This window comes from Arthrobacter sp. E70 (genome assembly GCF_058266945.1).
The window spans coordinates 131,117-151,760 of record NZ_JBYQFR010000003.1; the positions used below are offsets into that span (position 1 = coordinate 131,117).

At 60.8% G+C, this 20,644-nt stretch carries 17 protein-coding genes and 1 pseudogene; 9 read left to right on the forward strand and 9 right to left on the reverse strand.

Translation table 11 applies throughout. The annotated features are described in order from the left end of the window. Positions 1-168 precede the first annotated feature (168 nt). From glf to AC3IMC_RS04500, 5 genes are all read left to right on the forward strand, one after another. Complete coding sequence (gene glf / locus AC3IMC_RS04480) at positions 169-1,356, forward strand: UDP-galactopyranose mutase (protein ID WP_490917218.1); 1,188 nt, start codon at positions 169-171, stop codon at positions 1,354-1,356. Continuing rightward, on the forward strand, positions 1,353-3,344 hold the full coding sequence (locus tag AC3IMC_RS04485) for a glycosyltransferase (RefSeq protein ID WP_490917219.1): 1,992 nt from the start codon (positions 1,353-1,355) through the stop codon (positions 3,342-3,344). The genes glf and AC3IMC_RS04485 overlap by 4 nt, the downstream gene beginning before the upstream one ends. Continuing rightward, entirely contained in the window at positions 3,345-4,214 is an 870-nt protein-coding gene (locus AC3IMC_RS04490; RefSeq protein WP_490917220.1) for an ABC transporter permease, read from the forward strand. Between the two features lies 1 nt (position 4,215). Next, on the forward strand, positions 4,216-4,971 hold the full coding sequence (locus AC3IMC_RS04495; protein WP_490917221.1) for an ABC transporter ATP-binding protein: 756 nt from the start codon (positions 4,216-4,218) through the stop codon (positions 4,969-4,971). 106 nt (positions 4,972-5,077) lie between these two features. After that, on the forward strand, positions 5,078-7,042 hold the full coding sequence (locus tag AC3IMC_RS04500) for a DUF6541 family protein (protein ID WP_490917222.1): 1,965 nt from the start codon (positions 5,078-5,080) through the stop codon (positions 7,040-7,042). A gap of 49 nt (positions 7,043-7,091) precedes the next feature. On the opposite strand, the pseudogene AC3IMC_RS04505 reads toward AC3IMC_RS04500, so the two are convergent. The 9 genes and pseudogenes from AC3IMC_RS04505 to AC3IMC_RS04545 all read right to left on the reverse strand — a co-directional run. After that, positions 7,092-7,500: pseudogene (locus AC3IMC_RS04505) on the reverse strand (class F sortase); the annotation flags it as partial. A 144-nt stretch (positions 7,501-7,644) separates the two neighbouring features. Further along, the gene (locus tag AC3IMC_RS04510) at positions 7,645-8,136 is read right to left on the reverse strand and encodes a hypothetical protein (RefSeq protein ID WP_490917223.1); all 492 of its coding nucleotides are present in this window, start codon (positions 8,134-8,136) and stop codon (positions 7,645-7,647) included. 101 nt (positions 8,137-8,237) lie between these two features. Next, positions 8,238-9,101 (reverse strand): glucose-1-phosphate thymidylyltransferase RfbA, encoded by an 864-nt coding sequence (gene rfbA, locus AC3IMC_RS04515; protein ID WP_490917224.1) that lies wholly within the window; start codon positions 9,099-9,101, stop codon positions 8,238-8,240. 328 nt (positions 9,102-9,429) lie between these two features. Further along, positions 9,430-10,524: an NAD-dependent epimerase/dehydratase family protein gene (locus AC3IMC_RS04520; protein WP_490917225.1), complete on the reverse strand. Its 1,095-nt coding sequence runs from the start codon at positions 10,522-10,524 to the stop codon at positions 9,430-9,432. A gap of 24 nt (positions 10,525-10,548) precedes the next feature. Then, positions 10,549-11,436, reverse strand: a complete 888-nt coding sequence (locus AC3IMC_RS04525) for a glycosyltransferase (RefSeq protein ID WP_490917226.1) — start codon at positions 11,434-11,436, stop codon at positions 10,549-10,551. 32 nt (positions 11,437-11,468) lie between these two features. Further along, a complete protein-coding gene (locus AC3IMC_RS04530; RefSeq protein ID WP_473696888.1) occupies positions 11,469-11,885 on the reverse strand; it encodes a DUF2304 domain-containing protein in 417 nt (138 codons plus the stop codon). Further along, on the reverse strand, positions 11,882-12,631 hold the full coding sequence (locus AC3IMC_RS04535) for a glycosyltransferase family 2 protein (protein WP_490917227.1): 750 nt from the start codon (positions 12,629-12,631) through the stop codon (positions 11,882-11,884). Before AC3IMC_RS04535 ends, AC3IMC_RS04530 begins: the two co-directional genes overlap by 4 nt. Before the next feature lie 5 nt (positions 12,632-12,636). Then, a complete protein-coding gene (locus AC3IMC_RS04540; RefSeq protein WP_490917228.1) occupies positions 12,637-13,710 on the reverse strand; it encodes a glycosyltransferase family 2 protein in 1,074 nt (357 codons plus the stop codon). Between the two features lie 48 nt (positions 13,711-13,758). After that, on the reverse strand, positions 13,759-15,069 hold the full coding sequence (locus AC3IMC_RS04545; protein WP_490917229.1) for a polysaccharide biosynthesis protein: 1,311 nt from the start codon (positions 15,067-15,069) through the stop codon (positions 13,759-13,761). A 179-nt stretch (positions 15,070-15,248) separates the two neighbouring features. On the opposite strand from AC3IMC_RS04545, the gene AC3IMC_RS04550 reads away from it, so the two are divergent. The 4 genes from AC3IMC_RS04550 to AC3IMC_RS04565 all read left to right on the forward strand — a co-directional run bounded on the left by AC3IMC_RS04550 (position 15,249) and on the right by AC3IMC_RS04565 (position 20,541). After that, positions 15,249-16,553, forward strand: coding sequence for a D-alanyl-D-alanine carboxypeptidase family protein (locus AC3IMC_RS04550; RefSeq protein WP_490917230.1), 1,305 nt, complete (start codon positions 15,249-15,251; stop codon positions 16,551-16,553). A gap of 70 nt (positions 16,554-16,623) precedes the next feature. Further along, positions 16,624-17,622: a dTDP-glucose 4,6-dehydratase gene (rfbB, locus tag AC3IMC_RS04555; RefSeq protein ID WP_490917231.1), complete on the forward strand. Its 999-nt coding sequence runs from the start codon at positions 16,624-16,626 to the stop codon at positions 17,620-17,622. 3 nt (positions 17,623-17,625) lie between these two features. After that, entirely contained in the window at positions 17,626-19,044 is a 1,419-nt protein-coding gene (locus AC3IMC_RS04560; protein ID WP_490917232.1) for a sugar nucleotide-binding protein, read from the forward strand. Between the two features lie 327 nt (positions 19,045-19,371). Next, a complete protein-coding gene (locus tag AC3IMC_RS04565; RefSeq protein WP_490917233.1) occupies positions 19,372-20,541 on the forward strand; it encodes an acyltransferase family protein in 1,170 nt (389 codons plus the stop codon). The last annotated feature ends 103 nt before the right edge of the window (positions 20,542-20,644 follow it).

A 20,644-nucleotide genomic window follows, 5' to 3' on the forward strand; every position in this document is an offset into this window, starting at 1 on the left:
GCTTGTGGCCCGCCGTCGTCCCTATGTGGAAAACCAAGGAAACGAGCTTCGGCGCGGGTCGGTGCACGGGCGGGCTCTTGATTCGACGGGTCATGCGGTCGCTCGGGTAGGCTAGAGCAGCAGACAATGCGCCACCTTGCGCTGCCCGCATGCTATCCAGGAGATTTTGTGACCGCTGACCTTGTCATCGTAGGGTCCGGCTTTTTTGGCCTGACAATCGCAGAACAGGCCGCCACCGAGCTCGGCTTGAAGGTCGTCGTCATCGACCGCCGCCACCACATTGGCGGAAACGCCTACAGTGAAAAGGAAGAACTGACCGGTATTGAGGTTCACCGGTATGGTGCCCACCTGTTCCACACCTCCAACGAGCGTGTGTGGGAGTATGTCAACCGGTTCACGACGTTCACGAACTACGTACACAAGGTCTACGGCGTCCATAAGGGCGAAGTCTTCTCCCTGCCCATCAACCTGGCCACCATCAACCAGTTCTTCCGGGCCAACCTGACTCCCGGCCAGGCCAGGGACCTCATCCAGGAACAGGCCGGGGAACTGGCAGGAACGGATCCCCAAAATCTCAATGACAAGGGCATCCAGCTGATTGGCCGTCCGCTGTACGAGGCCTTCATCAAGCACTACACCGGCAAACAATGGCAAACGGACCCCAAGGACCTGCCGGCGGGTATCATTTCGCGGCTGCCGGTGCGCTACAACTACGACAACCGCTACTTCAACGACAAATACGAGGGCCTGCCCACCAACGGGTACACCGCCTGGATCGAGAAGATGGCAGAGCACCCCAACATTGAGGTGCGGCTGAATACGGACTTCTTCGACGAGTCACACGAGTACAGCAAAAACAAGGTAGTCGGCAACATCCCAGTCGTCTACACGGGACCTGTGGACCGATACTTTGACTACGCAGAGGGCGACCTGTCCTGGCGCACGATCGACTTCGAGGAAGAAGTCCTGGACGTGGGTGACTTCCAGGGAACGTCTGTCGTCAACTACAACGACGACGACGTACCCTTCACCCGGATCATCGAACCGCGTCATTTCCATCCGGAACGGGACTACCAGACCGAGAAGACCGTCATCATGCGCGAATTTTCGCGTTTCGCGGAGAAGGGTGACGAGCCCTACTACCCGGTCAACACATCTGCCGACCGGGAGCGCCTCCTCAAATACCGCGACCTTGCGGAGGCGGAGAAGGATGTCCTGTTCGGCGGACGGCTGGGCACCTACAAGTACTTGGACATGCATATGGCCATCGGATCGGCGCTCAGCATGTTCGACAACAAGATCCGGCCGCATTTCGAGAGCGGCGCAAAACTTGAAAGTGGAGGAGTCACCGCATGAGCGACGGGGACGCAGTAATTGACTGGCGTACGATCCAGCGGGTGATCCTGCCGTCCGCTGACCAAACGGACACCATCCCGCTTTACGTGGACGCCGGCCCGGCCAGCGGCATCCGTTTGCGCGAGAATGACGAACTGGCTCGCGCCCCGAAGCTGCCCGAAGACAAGCTGCAGATGTTCAGCTCCGGTGTGAGCCAAGCACATTTCGAGGACCTTGTCTCGCGTCAGTCCATGCGGGTCCGTTCCGGCGAGCTGATCTCCTTTGGCACCTACTTCAATGCCTTCCCCGCAAGTTACTGGCGGCGCTGGACGTCCGTGCGGGATATCCGGCTTGTGGTCAAGACGAGGGGCACCGGAACCGTCACGGTCTACAAGTCCAACGCGCGCGGATCCATCCAACGTGTCGACGGCTGCCACGTCGAAGGGGAAGCAACGTCAGTCTTCGAGCTGACGCTTAAGCCCTTTGGCGACGGCGGCTGGTACTGGTTCGACCTTGCCGCCACCGCGGAGGGGCTGCTTCTGGAAGCCGCGCAGTGGGAGACCGCGGAAGCGGCCCGGGAAGCCGGCCAGGTCACCCTGGAAATTACGACGATGAACAAGCCCGACTTCTGCTTGAACAATGCGCGTATCCTCGCCGAAAACCAAGATGTCCTGACTCACGTCAAGGAGATCCTGATTGTCGACCAAGGCACGCAGAAGGTGCAGGACCAGCCGGGATTCGCCGAGGTTGCAGCGTCCTTGGGCGGAAAGCTCCGCGTGATCAACCAGGCCAACCTGGGCGGTTCAGGTGGCTTTGCCCGGGGAATGTATGAGGCAGTCGAGAACGGCAGCGACTACGTGCTGCTCCTTGACGATGACATCGTGGTTGAGCCCGAGAGCATCGCCCGGCTGCTCACCTTTGCGGACCACTGCCGCAAACCCACTATTGTCGGCGGACACATGTTCGATCTCTACAGCCGCAGCGTTCTTCACACTTTCGGCGAAGTAGTCGACCCCTACCGCATTGTGCCGGCACAACCGCACGCAGACATGGAACTGCGCCACGATTTCAGTGTTGCCAATCTTCGTCAGACGGCCTGGCTGCACCGCCGCGTTGATGTCGACTACAACGGCTGGTGGATGTGCCTGATCCCCACCAAAGTCATCGAGGAAATCGGGCTTTCCCTCCCGGTGTTCATCAAATGGGATGACGCGGAATATGGCCTTCGCGCGCGGGAAGCGGGCTACGCCACGGTGTCGATGCCGGGTGCCGCGGTGTGGCACGTCTCCTGGGGCGACAAAGACGACATGGTCGGGTGGCAGTCATACTTCCATGGACGAAACCGTCTGATCACCACGCTGATCCACAGTCCGTACCCCAAGGGGGGCCGTGTGCTGCGGGAATCCGTGCAGGCAGACGTCAAGCACCTGGTCTCCATGCAGTACTTCACGGAGCACGGCAGGATTGAGGCCCTCAAGGACCTCTTGAAGGGACCGGATGGCTTGCACGGGATCCTTGCCACCAAACTTCCTGAGATCAACGCGCTGAAGTCCGAGTACCCGGACGCCCAGCTGAAGGAGGATGTCGACGACTTCCCGGCGCCCAAACTGAGCCGCGGCCCCATGGGCGGCGCGGCTATTGGCATGCCACGCAAAAAGGACCTGGTTCCGTGGGGCATCAAGACCGTGACCCGCCAGCTTATCCAGGCTCCTGCGCCGGAAAGTTCGGAACGCCCACAGGGTTTCCTTGCCCACCGCGACAATCGCTGGTTCCGGCTTGCCCACTACGACAGCGTCATTGTCTCCAATGCCGAGGGCACGGGTGCATCCTGGTACCGGCGCGACCCCAAGAAGCTGAAGTCGATGCTTGCCGAAGCCACGGCCTTGCACCTCCGGCTCTACAAGGAATGGGACAAGCTGGCTGAGCGATACCGCGCGGCTGTTCCGGAAATAACATCGATGGCGGCCTGGAAAAAGACATTCGACGCCGAGACGAAGGACAACAGCTAGATGGGCCGACAGCCGGACCAGCTCATCAAACCGGGGGTGGGTCGTGGCCTCCTTGATATATACGGCGACCGTTTCCTGCTGAAGCTGTTGGTACGCAAGGAAATCAAAATCCGCTACCGCGGATCAGTGCTCGGCCTGATGTGGTCCTATGTAAAACCCCTCATGCAGTTCCTGATCTACTTCATTGCGCTGGGGATCTTCCTGAACCTTGAGCACGGGACGCCCAACTACGCTATCTACCTCTTTTCGGGCATTGTGCTGGTCAACTTCTTTACCGAATCCCTGTCCAATGCCACGCGTTCCATCGTGGACAACCGGGATCTGATCCGGAAGATCTACCTGCCCCGGGAGCTGTTCCCCGCCGCGACAGTGTGGGTTTCGGCCGCGCACTTCCTGCCGCAGCTGGTGGTGCTGATCGCAGCATGCCTGGTGGTTGGCTGGGCGCCGTCCGTGCTGCAACTGGCGGCCGCCGTCCTGATCTTCATCATGATGGCCGTGCTTGCCACGGGCCTCGGTCTCATGTTCGGCGCGGCCAACGTCTACTTCCGCGACTCCGAGAACATCGTGGACATGATCGTGATGGTCGTGACCTGGGCCTCTCCGGTGCTCTACGTGTGGACCATGGTCGAACGCGTGATGGGGCCCTGGTACTGGGTCTACCAGCTGAACCCGATCACGACGGCCGTGGAAGTCTTCCACTGGGCTTTCTGGGAGCCGACTCTGAAGTCTGACCAGGTGGTCGGCGACATCATGCCCCCTGATCTGCTGGGCTTCTGGCTCCCCGTCTCCCTGCTGACGACTCTTGCCATTCTCTTCCTTGGCCAGTTGATGTTCCGCAGGCTTTCCGTTCACTTCGCCCAGGAGCTCTGACATGACGAAGCATGGCCATGTTGCCATCAGCTGCATTGACGTCCGCAAACAGTTCGTCCTGCGTCATACCAGGTCCCTGAAGGAAGCCCTTGTGTGGCTGGTAAAGGGCCGTAAGGGTGACCTGTCCAAAAAGTTCCTGGCACTCAAGGACGTCTCCCTGGAGGTCAAACAGGGCGAAACCGTAGCACTCATGGGCCTGAACGGATCCGGCAAATCAACGCTGCTGAAGCTCATATCCGGCGTGCTGCAACCGGACGGAGGCTCTGTCCGCACCCGGGGACGGGTGGCCGGGCTGATCGAGGTAGGTGCGGGTTTCCATCATGACCTCAGCGGACGCGACAATGTCTACCTGAATGGCGCCATTCTCGGGATGACCGAGAAGCAGATCGATGACATGTTCGACTCGATTGTCGAGTTCTCGGAGATCGGCGAGTTCATCGACACCGAGGTGAAGTTCTACTCCTCGGGCATGTACCTCCGGCTCGCTTTCTCGATTGCTGTGCACACCGATCCCGAGGTGTTCCTTATCGACGAAATCCTTGCAGTCGGTGACGAACCGTTCCAGCGCAAATGCATTGCGAAGATCAAGGAACTTTCCGATGCCGGCAAGACCCTGTTCGTGGTCAGTCATGACCTTGATCTTGTAGCGACCGTGTGCGAGCGCGGTGTGCTGCTGGAACACGGCGAAATAATCATGGATGGTGACGTGCACGACGTCGTTGCCGAACTCAGGCGACGGTCGATGGATCCCGCCTAGTTCCGGATCGCATGGGCGTTAGGCGCCCAAGAGCTTCTTGTCGTTGCCGTCCAGTTTTTCTTCAGACGTTCCTGAAAGTGGTGTTTCCGTGTCCTGGTGGCAATCCATGCCAGTAATCCTTACCGCCGTGCTTTTGATCCTGCTTCCCGGCTTGGCGACTTCGATAGCTATCAGGGTGCCCGGAATTCTTGCCCTCCTCGTTGCTCCTGCTTTCAGCGTTGGAACCATCGGTTTCCTGGCATTGGTTTTTCCCTTCCTGGGCCTGCCCTGGACACCCGCGCCCGTGTTGGTGGGCTGCGCCGTGGTTTCTGTCATCGCGTTCTTCATATCGAAGTTCTGGGGTTCCAGAAGGTTCCACATACCCGAACCTCGAGGTACCGGCCACCTCACCGCTGTGGTCGGCATCGGTTCTGCAATCGCAGCCGTCGTGATCGGGGCCCAACTGGCTACCGCAATGATCCACCCGGACTCCATCTCCCAAACGTATGACAATGTCTTCCACCTCAACGCCGTCCGTTGGGCGATGGAGTCGCAGAATGCTTCGCCCCTGAACCTGGGAGCCTTCACCGGAATCAGCGCCTACCCGGCCGCGTGGCATGGAATAGTGGCCCTTGTCGGGGAATTCACTGGAGCGTCCATCCCTGTCCTCGTCAACGCAACAAGCATCGCCATCGGTGCAGTGGCATGGCCTCTGGGCACGCTCTTCCTGGTCTTCGCGGTTGCTGGCTACCGCAAGGCGGCAGCCGTTATTGCCCTTGTCTTCTCGGCGGGCTTCGCAACGTTCCCGATCCTGATGATCGACTGGGGCGTGCTGTACCCGAACCTGCTCTCGATCTCCGTTCTTCCCGCCGCTTTGGGACTGGCCTTCACAGCATTGGGGCTCGGCTTCCACGAACGTCCAGCAGCTCCGATTGCGTGGTTGAGCGCCGCCCTCGCAGCCGCCGGCGTGGCTTTGGCACATCCGAGCACTCTGATGGCCCTGCTGGCCTTCGCACTGCCCGGGGTCCTCGGCCTGTACTACTGCAAGATGCGGGACCTGCGCTATGTTGGATCGGCCCACGCGAAACGAACGGCGTTGGTGATTTCCGGGGCCCTCGCCATGGGGCTCCTTGCGTTGACGGCCCTTTGGTACTTCCTTCGTCCCCCGGCTGATTCGGCCAATTGGCGGGTAGTGGAGACCCCTGCCCAGGCGCTGGGGGAGCTGATGTTGAATTCGTTCCTGGGCCGTCCCACCCAGGAAGTCGTCAGCGTCTGCCTTATCGCGGGCCTGGCCCATCTTTGGGTCTCCAAATCGCGCCGCTGGCTTATTGGCACGTACTTTATCGGTGCCGGGCTTTTCTTCTTTGCTGCGGGCTATGACGCTTCCATCAGGCAGTTCATCACGGGCGTCTGGTACTACGACAGCTACAGGCTGGCCGCGCTGCTCCCGGTTGTCGTGATTGGACCGGCGGTGATCGGGGCGCTCTATCTCATGGACTGGCTGCATGGAAAACTTCAGGTGCTCGACCGGTCCGCCTTCATGGCTGCCCGCTTCCCGGGCCGACCGGGCCCGGCGCGGCGGAGACTTCTGGCAGGCGCGGTCTATGTAGTGGCTTTTGTTTCCTTGGTGCCCCAACTGCTGCCGACTAACGCTGCCGCCTTTAACGCGCACTGGAGTTACCGGAGTGGGGAAAACTCCGCGCTGCTGTCGACGCAAGAACGGCGGCTGCTGGAACGTCTCCCGGAAACAACGGAACCGGGGACAAGTATTGCCGGTCTGCCAAGCAGCGGAACGTCGCTTGCCTACGCACTGGCCGGTCGGAAGGTGATCCAGCCGCACATCCTTACAACCCATGGGTCGGACGTCGATGTGGTCAACGCCGGCCTCAAAGACGCAGCTCAGTTCCCCGCCGTCTGTGAAGCTGTCCGGAAGCTCAACGTCCACTATGTCCTGGATTTCGGCACCCGAACTGTGACAGGTACTCTTCCCGGCTACGGCGGAGTGATGAATCTGGAGGAAAACGAAAGCCTGAAGCTTGTTGATTCGGAAGGTCCCGGAGCGCGGCTCTTTAAGGTTATTGCCTGCTGGTAGCCGGCAGGGGCGGCAAAGCACATGGGATCGGGCCCCGAGATCGACCTGTTCAAGGCTGGGCGTAGGGCTTAGTTGCCGACCGGCTGCCCACCGGCGACGCGACGACCACGATGTTTGAGCCCCAAGGATCGTCAGTGTGGCAACTGATCAGGACGAGCCTGTTGGGAACAACGTTCCATATATCGCTGTCCCGCAGGGTTAACTTTGAATGTGCGGTGACAATGTCCACTTGATAGTCGACGGTACCTGTTGCTGTCAGGACGGTGAGCCGGTCTCCCGGAGCAGCGGCAGTGCTGAGGTGGTTGAAGGGCGCGTCCTGGCCCAGCCAGCTGGCCCACAATGTACGTGGTGTTTGTGGAGCCGGCTCCAGGGGAACCAAAGGGAGCCAGCCAGTATCCATCTGGCGTCCTCGGCGGTACAAGGCTGCGGTTGGCAACCGCTTGCTTGTCCGGTTCCAATAAGTCCAGCGCCGGGAGGTCTGCAGGGGAGTGGGCGAGGAAGTTCCCATCCCTGCCGGTACGTGCAGCCGTCGCCCTCGGCGTGGCCCGTAGGCCGCGGCACGGTCCGACAGCGCGGCTCCGGTCAGCCAACGGCTGATGCAGCTATTTTTCGGTGACTGTTCCCAGCAGCGCCCTGAGGTTGTCCCAGTTCTTCACATTGCATGTGTTGTTGCGCCGGAAGCTGGTCCTGACCTGCTTACCGTCAATTTCCCCGAATACGTCAGCGATGTTTGGCTGGTTGACTGCTTCGCATTCGTCGTTGGTTTCCGTAGGCTCGTAATCCAGCAGACTGGGTTGGCGGTTCAACAGGCTGCAGGCCTTGTCTGCATCCTGCAGGTCGGTCCCTTGTACGGCCGTTGCCCTCACACAGACGAGGTGGTGGGTCGCCTGGGCGGCAGCATTGCCCGAGAGCGTGGTTACAGTCAGCCGCACATTGGGTTCTTCGGTCGATGGTGGATACGTCGGCGCCGCCGTCTGGGTGGGCTGCGCCGAAGGTGTCTGCGATTCCTTGGGGGGCGCGTCGGTGATGCTGCAGGAGCTGAGAGCGGTGGCGGCGACAACTACCGAGAGAACAACTTTGAGGGGGGTGCGCATTAAGTTCCTTGGTGAAGTGCAGCCGGCAAAAAGTGGAAGAGGTGCCCGGGCCACGGCTACGTCACAAGACCAGCTTGGTCAGATGAGCAGCCGTTCGCCGGTCAGCTTTCCAGAAGTTCCAACAGGTAGGCGCCATAGCCGCTCTTGACCAGGGGCTCTGCACGTCGGCGGAGGTCGTCATCGGTCAGGAAGCCCAGGCGCCATGCTATTTCTTCAGGTGCTCCGATCTTTTGGCCCTGTCGGTTTTCCACCGTTCGAATGAAGTTCGACGCGTCGCTGAGGTCATTGAAGGTTCCGGTATCCAACCAGGCAGTGCCGCGGGGGAGGATTTCCACCTGGAGGAGGCCTCGTTCGAGATACACCTTGTTGACGTCTGTAATTTCCAATTCGCCGCGAGGAGAGGGCTTCAAATTCTTTGCGATATCAATAACGTCGTTGTCGTAAAAGTAGAGGCCAGGGACGGCGTAGTGGCTGCGGGGCTTTTCCGGCTTCTCTTCGAGTGACAGGGCCTTGCCGTCTCCGTCAAACTCGACGACGCCGTAAGCGGATGGATCCTTGACCCAGTAGCCGAACACTGCGCCGCCTTTGATGTTTGCGTGCCGGCGCAGCTGGGTGCCCATGCCTTGGCCGTAGAAGATGTTGTCGCCGAGGACAAGGGCAACGGTGTCGTCGCCGATGTGGTCAGCGCCGAGGATGAAGGCCTGCGCCAAGCCGTCCGGACTTGGCTGCTGGACGTAGGAAAGGTTCACCCCGAACTGAGAACCGTCTCCCAGGAGTCGCTGGAACTGGTCAGCGTCCTGTGGGGTGGTGATGATGAGGATGTCGCGGATCCCGGCCAGGATCAAGGTGGACAAGGGGTAGTAAATCATCGGCTTGTCGTATACAGGGACCAGTTGTTTGCTGATGCCGAGGGTGATCGGGTGAAGCCTGGACCCGGTGCCCCCGGCAAGGATAATTCCGCGCATTAGTCCATCATTGCTGGCCGTTCCGCGCGGGGCAAACCGGGACGAGGCGATAGCAGTAGACCGGGCCTCGATCAGCTTCATAAACTCGGGGCGAAAGCGGTGCGGAGACATCACTGTCGCTCGGACAACCTGCGCCTTGTGGTCAACAGAATCCTGAAAGCGGACCCGTCAGCCGTGATCATTGTTGATCCGGACAACCAGGCGGCGCTCAACCACATCCTCGCGACGCTGGACAACTGAGACTGATCCAGGCGTCACAAAACAATTGCCCGGTTAAACCCGACGACGGCGGCACCGTAAGGTACCGCCGTCGTCCGCTGCTGGCGTGCTAGTAAGGCTGCACGTCCGGCTGCGCGTTGATCCATGTGCTGAGCCGCTCTATGCCCTGTTCGAGGTTGTACTGCGGCTTCCATCCAAGAGTCGACTTCGCTGCTTCGATGTCAGCCCAGGCGTGCCGTACATCGCCTTGGCGGTACTGCCCGGTGACGTGGGGCTCCGGGGCGCCGTAGCGGGCCGCGATGATCCTGGCGGCGGTGCCAATGGTCTGGAATTCCCCCGAACCGATGTCCATCGGCTCGCCTTGGACGTTGGGGGACAGGGCGCCGGCCACGATAGCGGAGGCCACGTCGTCGATAAGCACGAAGTCGCGGCGTACTTCCCCGTCCTCGTACAGGGGGATGGACTTGCCACCCATGGCCATCCGGCAGAACAGGCTCATAATGCCCGTGTAGGGGTTGATCAGGGACTGCCCCGGGCCGTAGACGTTCTGGAGGCGCAGGATTACAGTCTCCACGCCGTAGGACTTTGCCCAGGCCTGGAGGATGTTTTCCTGGGCGAGCTTGGTGGCTCCATAGACGCTCACCGGGGCAGGGAACGTCTCCGAAGCCTTCATGGCGGCAGGCGTCGCATTGGGGAAATCCCACTGGCCCTGGTCCAGGGTGGCGCTGGTCCGCTGGCCCGGGTAGAAACGGTGTCCATCAGCGTCGACCCAGGGTCCCTCACCGTAGACTGCGCGGCTGGAGGACAGGACAATCCGCCGCGGCAGTTTTCCGTGCCGGTTCAGGCCGTCAAGCAACTGCGTTGTGCCCACCACGTTGACGTGCGCGTGGCGGGTCGACTCCTCCAGCGACTGGCCGGTGCCCGTCTCGGCGGCAAGGTGGATGACGACGTCAGGAGTAACGTCTGCAAGGACTTCGTCCCAGGTCTGGGCCGCGGTGATGTCTGCAACCACAAGCTCCGCGCCTTCGTGCAGCTCAGCGGGACGCTCACCGGAGGCATGGATCTGCGGGTGCAGGTTGTCCACGACCACCACGCGGCGGAAGTTCGCAACCAGGTCGCTGGAGATGGCGCAGCCAATGAAACCGGCACCACCAGTCACCAGGACCGTTTCCTGAGCCTGGGTTTCCGGGGCGGGTGTAGTCATGAAGGGCCTTTCTGGAGCTGACATTTAGTTACCAAAGGTGTGGCTGAGGAGGACCTTGACGGCCGGGAAATTCTTGCTGGCCAGGGCTTTTGGCAGAAGTGCGAGGGCATGGGCGCGGGATGTGAGCCGAAGCTTCGCTGCCCGTGAAGCCTTCGTCCATCCGTTGAGACTTGCCTGCTCTGCCGAGACGGCGAAGTAGTCACGTTCCCCGGCGAACCTGGAGCCGTCCACCAGCTTGGTGGAAGAAGCACTTTCCGAGTGGCGGCGGTAGGAGAAACAGACGGTGGGCTCAAGAAGAAGCTGGTCTCCGCGGTAGACCATGTCCATGACCAGGGCCAGGTCCTGGATAATCGGGAAGCCGGAGCGGAACTCGACGGAGCGGATTTTGTCAGTGCGGAACGCAAGCGATGGCCAGTAGAGCCAGTCACCGTGCATCAGATTGGCCGCAAGGTGCTCACCGGAGAGGAGGCGGGGTCCGCGCGAACGGGGGCGGACGATGTGCTGCTTGGTGCTGTCCACCAGGGTCCGCACCACGGTGCCTGCTTCGTCGATCACCTGAACGCCCGGTTGGATGATCGCTGCGTCCGGGAAACGCTGGTGGGCTCGGTTGATCACTGTTACATAGTTGGGCAACAAGACGTCGTCACACCCGAGGATAACCATGACCTCCTCTGTAGCGAGGGAGACGCAGGTCTTATAGTTTTCGGTGATTCCAGCGTTCTGTTCCTTGCGGATGTACTTGACGCGGGGATCATCGATGGCGGCCATGTAGCGCTGGATCTCATCGTCGGGGTATGCGTCGTCCACGACCGTGAGGAGCCAGTCGTCCGAGTCCTGGTTGAGGACGCTGCGGACGGTCTCTTTCATGTAGCCGGGGTCGCCCCAGTAGGGGATGAAGATATCAAGTGGCATGCGAAATCCAATACGTCGGGGTAAGGCTGGTGTCAGCCGCGGTCAAAAGGCGCCGGGTCGGTCGCAGTCGGGGTCCGGGAGGGCTCGGCCAGTTCGGCATCCAAGCGGGCCTCCAACCGCTCTATCTGGGTCCGGAGGATTGCCGCCTCCTCCGCCAGTGTGCGGGTCTCGTCCTCCACAACGGATATCTCCCACGACAAGTGCAGGCAGACGCCAAGGGCCAACAGGATGGTCATCGCGAACAGGAGGTTCGACGGGACCTGGACACCAAGGAGCCGCGCTGTCAGCGCCAGGAGTTGCGGGAAGGCCGCAAGGATCAGCGTTGCCAGCCCAACGACCAGCCAGAGCACTGCATACTTTTCCCGGAGCTTCTTCCGGCGGAGCATCTCGACCACGAGGACGACGATGACGAGGGCAAGGATGAAAGCGGCCAGAACGGACAAAATCATGCTCTTTCGAGTTGAGGAGAAGGTGTTCGGATTTCCGAGCGGCGCCGGGTCAGAGCGAACAGCAGGGCGAACACTGACCGGCCAAGGTAGATGGCGGACTTGACGGGGTTGTGGCTGGGCGTCCCGCCTTGGCGCACACGCATTTCCACGGGAACCTGCGTGATCACACAACCGGACCGGATGGCGACAACCAGGGAATCGATGGTGTCGCCAAGGTATTCTGCCGGGTAGTGGTCGATGAACTGGTCTATGCCCCGGCGGTTGGCTGCCTTGAATCCGGAGGTGACATCAGTCAGGCGGGTTTGGGCCAGACCTGAAATGACCTTGGCCAGCAGGACCATCGCCCAGCGCCTGGGGCCTGACACTTTGTAGGTGCCGCGGTCTGCGAAGCGCGCGCCAATGGCGATGTCAGCGTCAGCCAGGGCAGCCAGTACGCGGGAAATCTCTTTGGGATGGTGCTGTCCGTCTGCATCGACCTGAATGACGGCGTCGTACCCGTTCCGTTTTGCGTACTTGAAGCCGGCCCGCATGGCCCCGCCGACGCCGAGATTGAAAGGAAGGTCCAGAACAACGGCACCGGCCTCTGCCGCTACTGCAGCAGTACTGTCCTGGGAGCCGTCGTTGACTACGAGGACGTCATAGCCTTCGCGGAGGGCAAGCACTTCACGGACAGTATTGCCAACGGATTCCTCTTCGTTCCACGCCGGCATAATGACGAGGGCGCGGCTGTAGGGGGGGATTGACATAGCTACTAATCTATACCAGAACCGGTACCCGGGTTGGCTGGCGGCGCGGCTGCGGGCGCCTTTGCCGAAGGCGTTTGGGGCTTCCCCACGCCGTACGTGGCGCGGATGTGCCGGAGGTACAGATAGGAGTAGACCGCGGGCGCCAGCTTCAGCAGGGCTGCCCCTGCCCCGATAACCTTGTGCACGGCAAGGGTGCGGACGAGCATGTCCCAGCTGATGTCGTGGCGGCACTCCGCCACAGTGACAGCGGCGGCCGCTGTACCGCTGCCGCGGGCGATCGCGCTCTGGGCCACCAGCAGGAACACCAGCGTGCGCATGCAATCGTATGCGGCGCGATACTTGCCCTCCTTGAACTGTGGATCCAGATGCTGGTCCAGATGGTTCAATGCCACGGTCGTGTCGGCCACGGTGGGGACCCGGCCCCAAGTAAGCGACCCAGCCATGATGTGGTAGCGGTACACCGGTGTGCTGATAGACCGGACACGGCGGGACAACGAGTGGAGAACGATATTGGTGGCCATGTCCTCGAACCGGGCGGCGCCTTCGGCGAAGCGGACCTTTTCGAAGAGATCGCGCCGGATCAGCTTGTCCCATGGGAACGGCGTGAGTTCGTCGCACATGGCAAGCCTGCAGGCCTCTGCGCCGTCGAATTCACCCAGCGCACGCGAGGCGTTGGGTGCTTCCGTGCCGTCAGGCTGCACCACAATCCGCCCACCGACCACCACATCCACGTCCGGCGCTGTAGCGGCGTGCATAGTTTCAAGGAATGTCGGCAGGTACTGGTCGTCGCTGTCAATGAAGCTGATCCAGGACCCCCGGGCTGCATCGAGGCCGGCATTGCGCGCGGCCGACACCCCAGAGTTGGCCGGCAGGGCGATGACCGTCAGGTTGTCGAACTCTCCCTCCAGGCGCCGGGCCAAGTCCAGGGTCCCGTCCGTCGAGTGGTCGTCCACGACGAGAAGCTCGAAATCCGGATCAGTCTGAGCCATGACGGTTCTGACCGCTCGCTCAAGCAGGTCAGCGGCGTTGTAGGCGGGCATGATCACGCTGGTCCTGGGACGTTGGGAGTTGTTGGGCACAGGCCATCCTTCGTGTATGTGGGGTTCCGGCGGTGAGCGTGACGGTATTCAGGGGGACGCGGCCGCATTTCCGCGCCTGAGTATTGAAGCGACGTGGATGGCGGCGCCCAACGCAGGTCCCGCCGCCAGGGCCAGGGCCGTCCGGACGGGCAGCGGCAAAGGAAGCAGGAGGCAGATGACGCTCACGCCCGTCCCCGCTACCCAGCCCAGGGAGTAGGCACGGTGAAGTCCCACAGCAAGGGTCGCCGTCCCCGTCAGCGTGAGGATGGCCATCAGGGCTGCGTCGAACGTCAGAGTGGCCAGCAGCCAGGCGGGAACCTCGTACTTACCCGGGAACAACAGTTCCATCAGCCAGGGCCCCAGCAGTCCGGCCGCGATACCTCCGGCCACGCCCACCCCAATGAACAGTGCCGTGGGCTTATACAGTGCCCGGATACCCCGGTCCCGCTGGTTGACGAATGCGGCAATGGCAACACCCTGGAAAGCCTGGAGCGGCACCATGATGGGCGCCCGCGTGAGTTGGATGGCCAGGAGCAGGCCGCCGGCGGAGGCAAGTTCCTGGGCCGTGCTGGTGAAGCTGAGGATCACGGGAAAGCCCACGATCAGGGCAGCCGTGGCGCTGGATGAGAGCATGGCATGCCCGGTTTGCTTCATGTAAACGGATCGGGGCACATCGGCACGGGCCGCAGCGGCGCCGCGCGCGGTGGGGGACAGCAGCAGGAACACCAACCACAAAGCGGCGGCGAGGGCGCACGCGAATTCAAGGCCGAGGAGGCCGGCGCCCAGCAGGACTACGCCGCCAACGGTCGCCAGGCGGAACAGCGCCTCAGCGCTCATCAGCCTGGAGTACAGGGTCCATTCCTGGGCGCCGGCGGAGGCACCGGCGAGGGCCGAGTGACCTGAATAGGCGACGGCGGCGACAGCCAGGGTGGGAAGCAGCCACGGGGCATTGCTGCCGAGGACGGAAGGTGCCCAGAGCCATGAGGAAGCCAGGATCAGTACAGCAAGGATGCCACCGACCAGGAGGCCGTTAGCCAGGACCGGGGGATGGAGTCCGGGCGTGTCGCCGGTCCCACCCCCTGGGTCCCCGGAGCGAACGGCACGCGTTGTTTCACTCTGAATGCCGGAGAGCACGCCGAAGATGCCAAACAGGGCGCCCCAGAATACGCTGAACTGGGCGTAGTCCTCGGGTCGGAGGTGGTTCCCGGCAAGCACAAGGATGATGAATCCGGCGGCAGCGGCGATGATGGACGCTGCTCCCACTCCCGATGCACTCTTGGTGCTGATAGTCCGATTGCCGGCAGCGTCGCCGTCCGCCTCAGCCGGCTGGAGGGCGGGTTTCTTCCAAGGCAAATTCATGTGGCTTTCCGTGGTGGCGCGAAGACCTGTCGTTCCCAGGTGCCCTTCGATCTTACGGTAAGCCTTTTGGGAGCTTCCCGGCCTCCGGACCACTAGAATCAGCGCACGGGCTCTGGGCCACCTTGCCCGGTGTGTAAGCACTACCAGGGATTTCATTTCCTTCGACCAGTCAGGTGCACATGAAACGTGATCGGGTTGCCACGCTGTCGGGCCTTTTCGCCGTCTTCTGTTTGCTTGCCGGCTTACTGTCTGCCGTACCCGCCGACGCAGGCACACCAATTCAGGACAAGTATCAGATGCTCGGCGGGTCGGCTGGCCCGCTGGGCGCCGCTGTTGGACCTGAACGGTGCGGGCTCGCGGGTGGTGGCTGCTATCAGGACTTCCAGCGGGGCCAGATCCACTGGACGCCTGGAACCGGTGCCCGTGCCACGTGGGGCGCAATCGGTACGGCCTGGCAGCAACAGGGGTGGGAGCAAGGCGGCCTTGGATACCCTGCGTCGGATGAAATTTGCGGCCTCGTCCGCTCAGGCTGTTACCAGACTTTCCAGGGCGGGCAAATCCATTGGTCGCCGGCGAGCGGCGCCCAACAAACGCGGTGGGGCGCCATCAGGAACCGTTGGGCAGGCGGCGGCTTTGAGTCCGGCCCGTTGGGCTATCCGGTGGCTGCTGAAAGGTGCCGCCTCCTGGCTGACGGTTGCTATCAGGCCTTCCAAGGCGGCCAAATCCACTGGGCGCCGGGCGTCGGGGCGTACGCAACCGGAGGATCCATTGATTACGTCTGGGGAACGCTGGGATGGGAGAACGGGCGCCTGGGCTACCCGGTGACTGAGGAAGTATGCCCCGGAGACGGCGGCTGCAGCCAAAGATTTCAGGGCGGTACGCTGACCTGGTATCCGACCACGGGGGTAACGGTCAGTTACTATCCTCCAGGGGAGTACCAGCGTGTTATCAACAAGAGGAATCCGCTCTCGCCCATCGACTACGCGCCCACGGACATGGTGAACGTCGGCGGGCACCCCTTGCGTTATCAGGCAGCGCTTGCGTTCTGGCAATTTGTCGATGCGGCCAATGCCTCGGGTGTGGCGATAACGGTGGTGAGCGGTTTCCGGAGTTACTCCAGCCAGGCGTCCCTGTACGAAAGCTACGTTGCAATGTACGGGCAGGAACTGGCGGACTCCATCTCGGCACGGCCTGGGTATTCAGAACACCAGAGTGGATTGGCCGTTGACATCGGAAATCCCAGTGGAGCCTGCGGATTGCAGGAATGTTTTGCGTCCACAGCCGCAGGCGGGTTCGCGGCGGCTCATGCGTACGAATTTGGCTTTGTGATCCGCTATCCGGCGGGAATGAGCTACTGGACCGGCTACGCCTACGAACCCTGGCATTTGCGGTACGTCGGACGGGACGTGGCGATGGATATGCGCAACCGGGGTATTGACACTCTGGAGCAGTATTACGGGTACCCGCCAGCCCCGGGTTACTAAGGGACATCCGGACGTGCCCGCGCCGGCCACGGATGACATTGCACCAACGTGCAGCCGGTAACCTAGGACTATGTCGCGACTCCTCGTAACCGGCGGTGCCGGATTCATAGGCTCAAACTTCGTCCATTACGTGCTGCGGGAGACCGACCACACGGTAACGGTACTGGACAAGCTCACTTACGCAGGAAACCTCGAGTCCCTCAAAAACCTCCCGGAGGACCGCTTCAGTTTTGTTCGGGGCGATATTGCCGACGCTGCCCTCGTGGACGGACTGGTTGCGGACGCCGACGTAGTAGTCCACTATGCCGCGGAATCGCACAACGACAACTCCCTGCACGATCCGCGCCCATTCCTCGACACCAACATCATCGGCACCTACGTGCTCATCGAGGCGGCACGGAAGCACGACAAGCGTTTCCACCACATCTCCACCGACGAGGTGTACGGCGACCTTGAGCTTGACGATCCGGAGCGGTTCACGGAGCAGACGCCGTACAACCCGTCCAGCCCCTACTCCTCCACTAAGGCAGGCTCCGACTTGCTGGTACGGGCGTGGGTGCGGTCTTTTGGTTTGCAGGCCACGATTAGCAACTGCTCCAACAACTACGGGCCTTACCAGCACGTGGAAAAGTTCATTCCGCGCCAGATCACCAACGTGATCGACGGAATACGCCCCAAGCTGTACGGTAAGGGAGAGAACGTGCGGGATTGGATCCACGCCAACGACCACTCTTCAGCCGTACTGGCAATCATCGATAAGGGCACCATTGGCGAGACCTACCTCATCGGCGCTGACGGCGAGAAGAACAACAAGGAAGTCGTGGAGCTCATTCTGACGCACATGGGCCAGTCACCGGACGCGTACGACCATGTGGTGGACCGGCCGGGCCACGACTTGCGCTACGCCATCGATTCCTCACGCCTGCGCACCGAGATTGGGTGGGAACCGCAGTTTTCCAATTTCGATGCCGGCATCGAAGACACCATCGCTTGGTACAGGGACAACGAGGACTGGTGGAGGCCTCAAAAAGCGGTCACGGAAGCAAAATACAAGGAACAGGGCCAGTAGGGCATGGCGATCGAATTCGGGAAAAAGCTGACCGCCCACGAGACGCCAATTCCGGGGGTTGTCCTCTATGATCTCCCGGTCCACGGTGACAACCGCGGCTGGTTCAAGGAGAACTGGCAGCGGGAGAAGATGGTGTCCCTTGGCCTGCCCGATTTCCGGCCAGTCCAGAACAACATCTCCTTCAACGAGAAAGCCGGCACCACCCGGGGAATCCATGCGGAGCCGTGGGACAAGTTCATATCCGTAGCCACTGGACGTATTTTTGGTGCCTGGGTTGACCTCCGCAAGGGCCCGTCCTTTGGCACGGTTTTCACAGCGGAAATGGATGCCAGCCAGGCAATCTTTATCCCACGCGGAGTTGGCAACGCATTTCAGACCCTTGAGGACAACACCGCCTACACCTATCTGGTCAACGATCATTGGTCTGCCGAAGCCCAGGGCCAGTACACGTTCCTGAATCTGGCTGATGAAACAGCGGCGATTCAGTGGCCCATCTCCTTGGAGAAGGCCGAGCTGTCCGAGAAGGATAAAGCCCATCCCCGGCTGGCGGACGTTGCCCCCATGCCGGGGAAGAAGGTCTTGGTGGTAGGCGCCGACGGACAGCTTGGTAAGGCGCTCCGGGCGCTCTACGAAGGTGACGAATCAGTGGAATTTGCTGGTCGCGCTGAATTCGACCTCGGCAACGAGGATGCATATCGTGCCAGGAACTGGAAGAACTACTCCACGATCATCAACGCGGCGGCCTACACAGCAGTGGACACGGCGGAGACCGCGGAAGGCCGCGCCGCTGCCTGGGCCATCAACGTGGCAGCGGTGTCGCACTTGGCGCGCACCGCCGTCGAGCACGACCTTACCCTTGTCCATGTTTCCTCTGACTACGTATTCGACGGCGGCCGCGATGTCCACGACGAGTTGGAGCCTTTTACCCCACTGGGGGTGTACGGCCAGACAAAGGCTGCAGGCGACGCAATAGTCAGTGTTGTGCCTCGGCACTATATTGTCCGGACGAGTTGGGTCATCGGCGATGGCAACAACTTTGTGCGCACCATGGCCGGATTGGCCCTGCGCGGCGTCAAACCTTCTGTTGTCAACGATCAGACCGGCCGACTCAGTTTCACCGAGGACATCGCTTCAGGAATCAGGCACCTTCTGGAAACCGGTGCGTCGTATGGAACCTACAACTTGACGAACGACGGTGAGCCGCAGACTTGGGCGGACATTGCAGCAGACGTCTACGAACTGGTGGGTGAAAGCCGTGAGGCTGTAACGGGCGTCAGTTCAGCCGAGTACTTCAAGGGTAAGGATGCCGCTCCGAGGCCGCTGAACAGTACTCTCAACCTCAGCAAGATCGCCTCCCAGGGGTATGCTGCAAGAAATTCGCAGGACGCTTTGAAAGAGTACGTGCGCGGTCTCCGGCGCTGAATCTGAAGCCCGCACATACGTTCGCCCCCTCGCCTTCGTGCGTTGCCTCCTGATTTCACACTGGAACGTGTTTCTTCGGAAGGGGGTTTGTCGAACAAGTCCGGATGCGCATCGATGCCAATGACACAGCGTCGTCCGGGATGTTGGCTGAACGACCATTGCCGGAGCCTCGGTTGCTTGCAGCCCTGAAGTTGCTACCTCCGTGTTGTCGCCTACGGTGCGGGAAACCCAAGTGTCTGCACTTTACTGGTCCGCCGCTTGGACGGAACTCCCAACGTCCGCCGGTAAGATGGACAGGTCTTAAACCCCAAATTCCACGGAGCCTACATGCCGAGCAGTATTTACAGACAAGGATTGTGGTTCGGATACAAGCTCAATCCGCGGAAGAATAGCCTCAATCTCATCAGACTCGTTCTGGCTCTCGCCGTCCTCGTCCACCATTGCTGGCCACTGATGGGCCTTGGCGGGGGGCCCGCGTTCGCAGGAGAATGGCTGGGAGGTTGGGCGGTTGCTGGTTTCTTCAGCATCAGCGGTTATCTCATCACAGGAAGTCGGTTCAGCAACCGGCTTGGAGACTATTTGGTGCACCGCATTGCCAGGATTATGCCGGCATTCCTGGTCTGCCTAGTATTCATGGTGGCAGTCATTGCTCCAATAGGGTTTCTAGCTGCCAAGGGCACGTTGAGGGGCTATTTCTCAACTGCCACGACGCCTTTGAACTATCTATACTCGAACATGTTTTTGAAGATGCAGCTGGCGGATATTTCTGGCGGGCCCTATAACGTTCCTTATCCTGGCGCGTGGAATGGATCGCTGTGGTCTCTATATTATGAGTTCATTTGTTATCTGATTATTGCTGCACTGGGGCTTTTTGCAATGTTCAGAAAGTCTCCCTGGCCCATAACTGTTGCATTCGTGGCAAGCGTCATTGTTCAAGCGAACATTGAGCAAATCGGAGTGTACGTGGGTCAGAACTTTGATTTTGTCCTCCTCATGCGTCTCTTGCCCTTTTTTCTTGGGGGCTCGGCGGTATTTTTGTGGCGCAACAAAATTGGCCTGCATTGGATCGGGGGCGGTCTCGCTATTGCTGCCTCTTTGATCATCGTTTCCGCTTTCCCAAGCTGGGGCGGCCAGGCATGTGGAGCTTTCGTGGCATATGCCTTTCTCTGGATTTCGTCATGGCTACCAAGCCCTGAGTTTATCCATCGAAATGATATCTCGTACGGTCTTTATATCTACGCTTTCCCGGTTCAGCAATTGCTGGCTGTGTTTGGCGTGCAGAAATTCGGCCTGGGTCCGTACATGGTGGCTTCGACGGCAATAACTGCTCTATTAGCATTCGCCAGTTGGTTTTTTGTAGAGCAGCCGGTGATGAACAGGGTACGCAAAGCAAGGATCAGCTTTCCTGCCTCGGACCCTGAATCAATTCCCAATGAGGCGAATGGGAACCTGAAGCAGGACCAGTTGGGTGCCATTACTCCGGTGAGCTCGAGGTGAGCCGTTGGGGTGAAACAGCCGGCACTCTCACTGCAGTTGAACCTATGAGACGCAGCGCGCGAGTCGCCCGCCGATCCAGTTCATCCGGCCCTTTGCCGTCCGG